Below are 6,622 nucleotides of genomic sequence, written 5' to 3'. Positions count from 1 at the left end.
CCGCCGTTGTGATCCCCCCCTGCCCCGTGCGAATCAGAGATGGAAACTTTTTTTTGCCCGCCTGGTCAAACTTATTCATAGGTTGATCAAAGGTTGGCTTTCAATAAATATTCCAAAAAGGACATTAAAGTTATGATCTCTTCAGGCATTTCGGGGCCAGTCGGACAGCAAACCTCTTCAAGATCTGAAAATGCTGCATCAGGCCCCGCCGGAGCAATATGGCACGCCATCACCGGTGTATTCAGATATGTTTGCGGCACGACTACCGATGATGTCGAACTGCCTGTCAACAAGGGAAATTCAATAGCCCCCTTGAAAGACCTGAATGACAGGGAAATAAAAGATACATCTTTAAGCCCCCTGCTTTTGCCCAACGCCGATGGTCATGCTAGGTCGTTCAATGAAGTTGTTCGTAGAATCAAGCAAGACAAACAATCCCAGATCATAACGAAGGTAAATACCACTACTACCCGGCAGCTCGAACAAATCATTCACTGCTGCTGCAATCCAGAACAAATCACTACGGAATACTGCAGCTTTTTACAATCTGATGACTTTGCGTATGCAGCGCTCCGTGCATTCCGGGAAAAGAAAATCAGCAGGAATGAATTTGCAACCCTGGTTACCCTGCATGGCATCTACCAGGAAGGCACCCAGGATAACAGTTCATTCAAGATTCGCCACCACAGGTTGTTTGATAACAGGGGAAAAGCCAATAAAGATGCCTGGGACTTCCTGGCGTCTTCACTGCAAAGTTCAAATACACCTGATTCCTTTCCTGCTTTTGATGTGCGCGGCATTATTCACCGCATGACGCTTTTGCTTAAGGATAAACCGCCTGTTGAGGCTGGTTTCTGGATCTACGACTGGCCAGATTTACCGAAAGAGTACGAAGGCCAGCGAACGATACGTCGGGTTCTGGCCGATGATGTTGGCATCAAGTTTTTATTTGGTGGCCAAGGCTCCATGATGTGCGCCCCCATCACGTTGCGTCAGGCCTTTCTGGAGAGTTTTTGCCGGGAAGAAGCCCATGAAATCAATCCAGTGATTGGGATCAGTTCGGTTGAAGATATCAGAACAGGAAGCCTGAAACGGCACAGGGATATGGCAATCCCGTTTCCTGGCCATCCATTGCCAAAAACCGCTGACCATTTACCGGCGCCAACCATTGCCGGATTTCAGTTTCATGACTGGTATCATGCACTACGGGCCAGCATGCTGAAAAATTCTGATATCGATATAATTATTCCTATTGGTGATGCAATTAATACGTTGAAAAAAGACGTTCACAAAGAATATCTCGATTTACAGAAGACCTGGCAAGAAAGGAAAGAAAACTTTGAAAAATATCTTTCTGGCTTGTCACCGGAAAAACAACAGCAGGCAAAAGAAAATAGTCTGGAGCATACAAATATTCTCAAGATGGAGAAAAAACTCAGCACCCTGAAACATAGCAGGATAGCCCTGGGCCAACTGGCATTTTATCTTCATGATTTGGAAACCTTTGAGCCAGTTTCAAATATATCACCATACCATCGTGATGAAGATCTGTTCAAATTTCACTTATCAAATATTCTTTTTCAAATGAACAGACACTCACAAAAACCCTGGCGAAAAACGCTGAGCAATACGGATGCAGCCATTGCTGGCCATAAAATCATACCGATGATTGCCGGAAATCTGACTTTCCCCAAACTACACTACAAGTTTTTCTGTACAATTATCGATTGGCAAGTGGACAATTTATTTCCTGAAGGACTGACAGACAAACAGAAGCAGGAAATAAAAGACAGAAGCAAAGTGTTTATCAAACCGCTGAAGACCATAAAAAAGAGTGGCTGGTAAACCGTGCATTTCACTATCTAATGAGCTGTGCAGGATTACAGATTTAATCACCAGCCAGAATTATGCAGAAGGGTGAACTGCCCTCTCCACAATTGACGTAGAGAATCCATTAATCTCTTTGAAGATGAGATACTTCTTCTTTCTTCTCAATGCGGACCTCACCTTTCTGGGCAATTCTGAAAAGCAATAAATCACAGATCGATTGGAATCAAGGTTAATTCTCGTAGTGGCTGGAACATACCAGTACATAAACTGCTTGCGCTTCGAATAGATCACAGTTCTGGCCTCCAGATGGTTAAGAAAAAATGGGACTATTGATCAATTAGTCAACTTAACCCGGGAAAAGTTCCCCTGAAGACTGCCAAACAGCATCGACTATCCGGAAAAATAATGAAGACAGGCGCTTATTTCTCGAACAACCTGACTATCCTGCAGCCTTTCTGGCGGCCCGAACCTGATCGTAAGCGCCCTGAATTTCCTGGGTTTTTTCCTTGGCAACCGCCATCATTTCCTCAGGCAACCCCTTTGCCACCAGTTTATCCGGATGGTGTTCACTCATCAGCTTGCGGTAAGCCTTCTTTACCTCAGAATCTGAAGCACTGGCTGACACCCCCAGAACATCATAAGCCCGTTTCAGATCCATTCCTGATGTTGATCGGTTGCCACCCGCGCCAGAATGATACCCACCTTGCTGGTAATATTCTCTCTGGGCAATGAACCGTTTGTGAATCTGATCAAATGCAAAGTTACCCACTCCCAGGTTACTGCACACCTGCTTGAATACCGCATGCTCGGAAGGACTCAACCCACCATCGGCATAAGCTGCTGACAGCTGAATCTCCAGAAACATGGGAATGAGCGTGCTGGCACCGGCAACCTCACGAAATGCCCGAAGCGCACCTTCAATGTCGGAAGACGGCTTTTTTCCCTGATTGAAAAGCTCTATTGCCATCCTTCGCTGCTCTCCAGAGAGGCGCATGTTATCCATAATGGCCCGTGCAGTCTCTATCTCGTACTCACTTACCCGGCCATCCGCTTTTGCTACCCGGCCCATCACCAGAAACGTTGCCCGGAAAAAGGCGGTCTGAGCTTTTTGCCGAGAAGCAGCAGAAGCACCGAAAACAGCGGGTCCCTGCCCACCTGAATACGTCCGGTTAATCCAGGAACCAACAAAAGCTCCCAAAATGGCGCCGAAGGGTCCACCGGTCATGAACCCAACCAACGCACCAATTACTATTGCGGTCATGAAGTCCTGCTCTGATCTTGAAGGTTGTTCTGGCTTTGAGGCCGGTCCTGAGGTTGAAGATGATCGTTAAGATAGCCTTCCAGTGCCTGCAGTCGCTCAACAGAACCGACATCAGTCCAGAAACCATTGTGATACTGTCCACTGACCCTGCCCTGTTTCATGGCATCAACCAATAACGGCGCCAGGGCAAAGGTTTTGCCACGCTGACACCCGGCAAACAGAGACGGGGATAGTATGCTGACACCACTGAACGTCAGTCCGGCTTTTTCCGGCATGGCCGCTTTCTCAAAAAGCATCCCCTCCTGAAGACAAAAATCCCCTTCCGGATGAAAATCCGGGTTATCGACCATAACCAGGTGCGCCAGCATGTCTTCAGGAAGCTTCAGGCTTTTCAGACAGACATCCGTATAGACATCCCCATTCACCACAACAAACGGGTCATCACTTTCGCCAGTAAGGCTCCGGGTCAGTAACGGTAAAGCCTTGTAAATCCCACCGCCGGTTTCCAGGGGCACCCCTTCCGGAGAATATTGGATATTCACCCCCCAGCCGACACCTGAACCAAGCGCCGCCTCTATCTTTTCGCCCAACCAGCCGTGATTGATGACCAGTTCCTTAAAACCAGCCTGCGCCAGCCGCTCAATATGATAGGTAATCAGGGGTTTTCCTGCCACTGGCACCAGGGGCTTGGGAATTGACAGGGTAATTGGCCTGAGCCTTTTGCCATAACCGGCGGCAAGTATCATGGCTTTCATGCTCCGGCTTCCTCCATAACCTGTTTCAGCCGTCCATTCACAAACGGCTCAACGCCCTTGTGCAACCACTCGGCATGTTCTCTGAACTGAGGGTACCGCTGACATATAGACAGCACATACCCCAGCGTTCTGGGAATATCGTTAAGATAACCGGGCTTTCCATCACGAAGCCATAGCCTGGAAAAGATACCCAGACACTTCAAGTGACGCTGCAAGCCTGTCAGATCAAACCAGATTTTCAGCTGTTCCCGATCATAGTCTGCCAGCACCGGATGACGAGCTGTAAATGAGGAAAACCAGAGGTCTATCTTTTCTTCAGGCCAGGAGATATAACAGTCTCTCAGTAACGACACGACATCATAAAGCAAGGGCCCATGAAGTGCCCCCTGAAAATCAATCACCCCAATACTGCCATCCGGTGCCAGCATCAGGTTCCGGGAGTGGTAATCACGATGCATTGTACCCCTGGGCTGCTCAAGAACCGTCGTTACCAGGGAAGAAAACAGTTCCGTCAGCTGCTCCGTAATTTGCGGCTCTTCGGTATCAAGGCCCATCAGCGCCCCGAGAAACCACTGGGGATAGAGAGACAACTCAAAGCGTATCAGCGGTTCATCATAGGGAGGCAGGTTATCGGGCAACTGTTTCTGCACGACCAGCAGTGTGTCCAGCAGCTCCTGGTAGCGCTGATCGGCTGTAGAGTCCTGAAGTAAAACCTGCACTGGCGTATCCCCCAGATCCTCCTGAAGCATAAAGCCATGCTCATAATCGACAGCCAACACCTCAGGAACGCGAACCCCACCTGCCCGCCAGCCAGTCGCTATGTCAACAAAGGCTCGTGTGTCTTCTGTGGCCGGAGGGGCATCTACTGCAACCAGAGTGCGCCGGGGGGTCTTGACCCGGTAATATTTTCGAAAACCTGCATCACTGCCAATGGCTTGTAAAGGCATTGAAACACCTTCACCCATGTTCCCATCACATAAAGGACTATTTCCGCCGGACAAGGCTGAAACAACCCATTGAGCCAGTTTTTCCCGGCGGCAAGATGCTTCAGACCGGGGTTCAGGAAAGTTCTGATGCTCTGAATTTGTTGTGGCCAACGATTTTGCTTCCTGTTAAGCGCTGTCTGATCAATACGCAAGACTATCATAGAGGGTTATTCTGGCCTATTGGCGCTTTGACATAAGGTTCCCTGCCCGGTCAAAGATAACGTAAAATCTTCAGGCATTTGACATTTCAGGCTATCGTGTAACTGTCTCCGGTGGATTTACACTGCATTTCCTGTGCAAATGGATATAGAATGTTGCGATTATAATGCAGTTTGCAATTTATGAGGATGAACCTTTTTTCTGCATTAATACTACTGCGCGTCCCGCTGAGCACGCAATGAAACGTCAACAGGCCCTGGAACGAGCAAGTTTATTTTCATGAAAAGCCACCTCATTAGTTATGCTGAAAACGTCAAAGGTTTTGAACCCGTGTTACGGAGACTGTTATTTCTTTTCTCTGTTCCAGCATTCATGAGGTCTGTTCGAGTATCCATGAAGAGCGCTGAATATGCAGCTTTCAAGGTGCCCAATCAACAACACAACACCATTACGTTAACGCAGCTTTTTCTTGACCCGGTTCGCCCAATAAGAATGTTGCCCCAGGATTGCTGAGCTTATGGACATGCATCTGCACCCATTACCGTTTACCCCAAGAGCACTGACACTGGCCATTGCAACCAGTATTATTGCCAGCCAGCCGGTTTCCGGAGTCATTGCCGCTGAACCCCCGGCGGGGCCACAGAGCGAATGGCACTGCCAGACACGGGCTAATGGCCAGTGGCGTTGTGATCCTGCTACAAGCCAATCCATCAAGTTACAGCCGGCAGCCAAGACTAAGCAGCAGGTCAGAAAACCGGAAAGCACAGCGTCGCTTATAAAGTCAGCAACCACCAGGCAAAACGCCACACTTAAACAACAGCTGGACTGGCAACCTATCCAGAACCTGTCGGTACACAAGAGAGCCACAGAGCCTTTCTACAGCTGCGGTGCTTACATTGAGCCATCCAGACCCGGCAAGGACTATAGCGGAGACAGCAATAAGGCACCGATTGTCGCCGAGTCCAATGAGTCCAGTTATGACCGGGATTCTGTTGCCACCTTCAAGGGTGATGTGACTGTCCGCCAGGGCAGCCGGCAGTTTGAAAGTGACAACGCTACGTTGGACAGGAGCCGCAACTATGGCCAGTTTGAAGGCAACGTTCGCTTTCGGGAAAGCGGTGTCCTGCTGGTCGGTGACAAAGGTGATCTTCAGCTCGACAGTGGCCGCGCAACCCTTGAGAACACTGCTTATGTGATGCATGAGCAGAAAGCCCGCGGCAGTGCTGAGCGCATCGTCCGCAATGAAGACGCAACCCTTGAGTTGTCTGACGCCACCTACACCACCTGTCCGCCGGGTGATAAAGGCTGGCAGCTGTCCGGGCAAAACGTCACGCTTGATATGGACAGCGGCCAGGGGTTGGCGAAAAATGCGGTGGTTCGAGTACAAGGCCTGCCAATCCTCTACACGCCGTATCTGTCTTTCCCCATCGATGATCGCAGAAAATCCGGTTTCCTTTACCCTACGCTATCTCAAAGCAGTGATAACGGTTTCGACTTTTCGATCCCTTACTACCTGAATATTGCACCAAACTATGATGCAACCCTGACGCCCAGATATATGAGCAAACGGGGATTGATGCTGGAGAACGAATTCCGCTATCTCACCGGTAACACTCAGGGTGAACTGGGAC

The 6,622-nt window shown here is 49.2% G+C and carries 5 protein-coding genes; 2 read left to right on the top strand and 3 right to left on the bottom strand.

What is annotated here, in order from left to right; genetic code table 11:
- The first annotated feature begins 132 nt into the window (after nt 1-132).
- Nucleotides 133-1,845, top strand: coding sequence for a hypothetical protein (locus KDK13_RS02165; protein ID WP_257283154.1), 1,713 nt, complete (start codon nt 133-135; stop codon nt 1,843-1,845).
- 424 nt (nt 1,846-2,269) lie between these two features.
- Here KDK13_RS02165 and djlA read toward each other — a convergent pair whose 3' ends face one another.
- The 3 genes from djlA to KDK13_RS02150 are packed head-to-tail and all read right to left on the bottom strand — an operon-like array spanning nt 2,270 to nt 4,943.
- On the bottom strand, nt 2,270-3,091 hold the full coding sequence (gene djlA, locus KDK13_RS02160) for a co-chaperone DjlA (RefSeq protein ID WP_257283152.1): 822 nt from the start codon (nt 3,089-3,091) through the stop codon (nt 2,270-2,272).
- Entirely contained in the window at nt 3,088-3,846 is a 759-nt protein-coding gene (gene murU / locus KDK13_RS02155) for an N-acetylmuramate alpha-1-phosphate uridylyltransferase MurU (RefSeq protein WP_257283151.1), read from the bottom strand. Before murU ends, djlA begins: the two co-directional genes overlap by 4 nt.
- The gene (locus KDK13_RS02150) at nt 3,843-4,943 is read right to left on the bottom strand and encodes an aminoglycoside phosphotransferase family protein (protein WP_257283150.1); all 1,101 of its coding nucleotides are present in this window, start codon (nt 4,941-4,943) and stop codon (nt 3,843-3,845) included. Before KDK13_RS02150 ends, murU begins: the two co-directional genes overlap by 4 nt.
- 565 nt (nt 4,944-5,508) lie before the next feature.
- On the opposite strand from KDK13_RS02150, the gene KDK13_RS02145 reads away from it, so the two are divergent.
- Nucleotides 5,509-6,622, top strand: a 1,114-nt coding sequence (locus tag KDK13_RS02145; protein WP_257283149.1) for an LPS-assembly protein LptD, incomplete at its 3' end; no start/stop codon positions are given.

The organism is Endozoicomonas sp. SESOKO1 (assembly GCF_024606265.1).
In the GTDB taxonomy this organism is placed as follows: domain Bacteria; phylum Pseudomonadota; class Gammaproteobacteria; order Pseudomonadales; family Endozoicomonadaceae; genus Endozoicomonas.
Note: the sequence above shows the minus strand (reverse complement) of the source record. Positions and strands in the feature narration are given on the sequence as shown.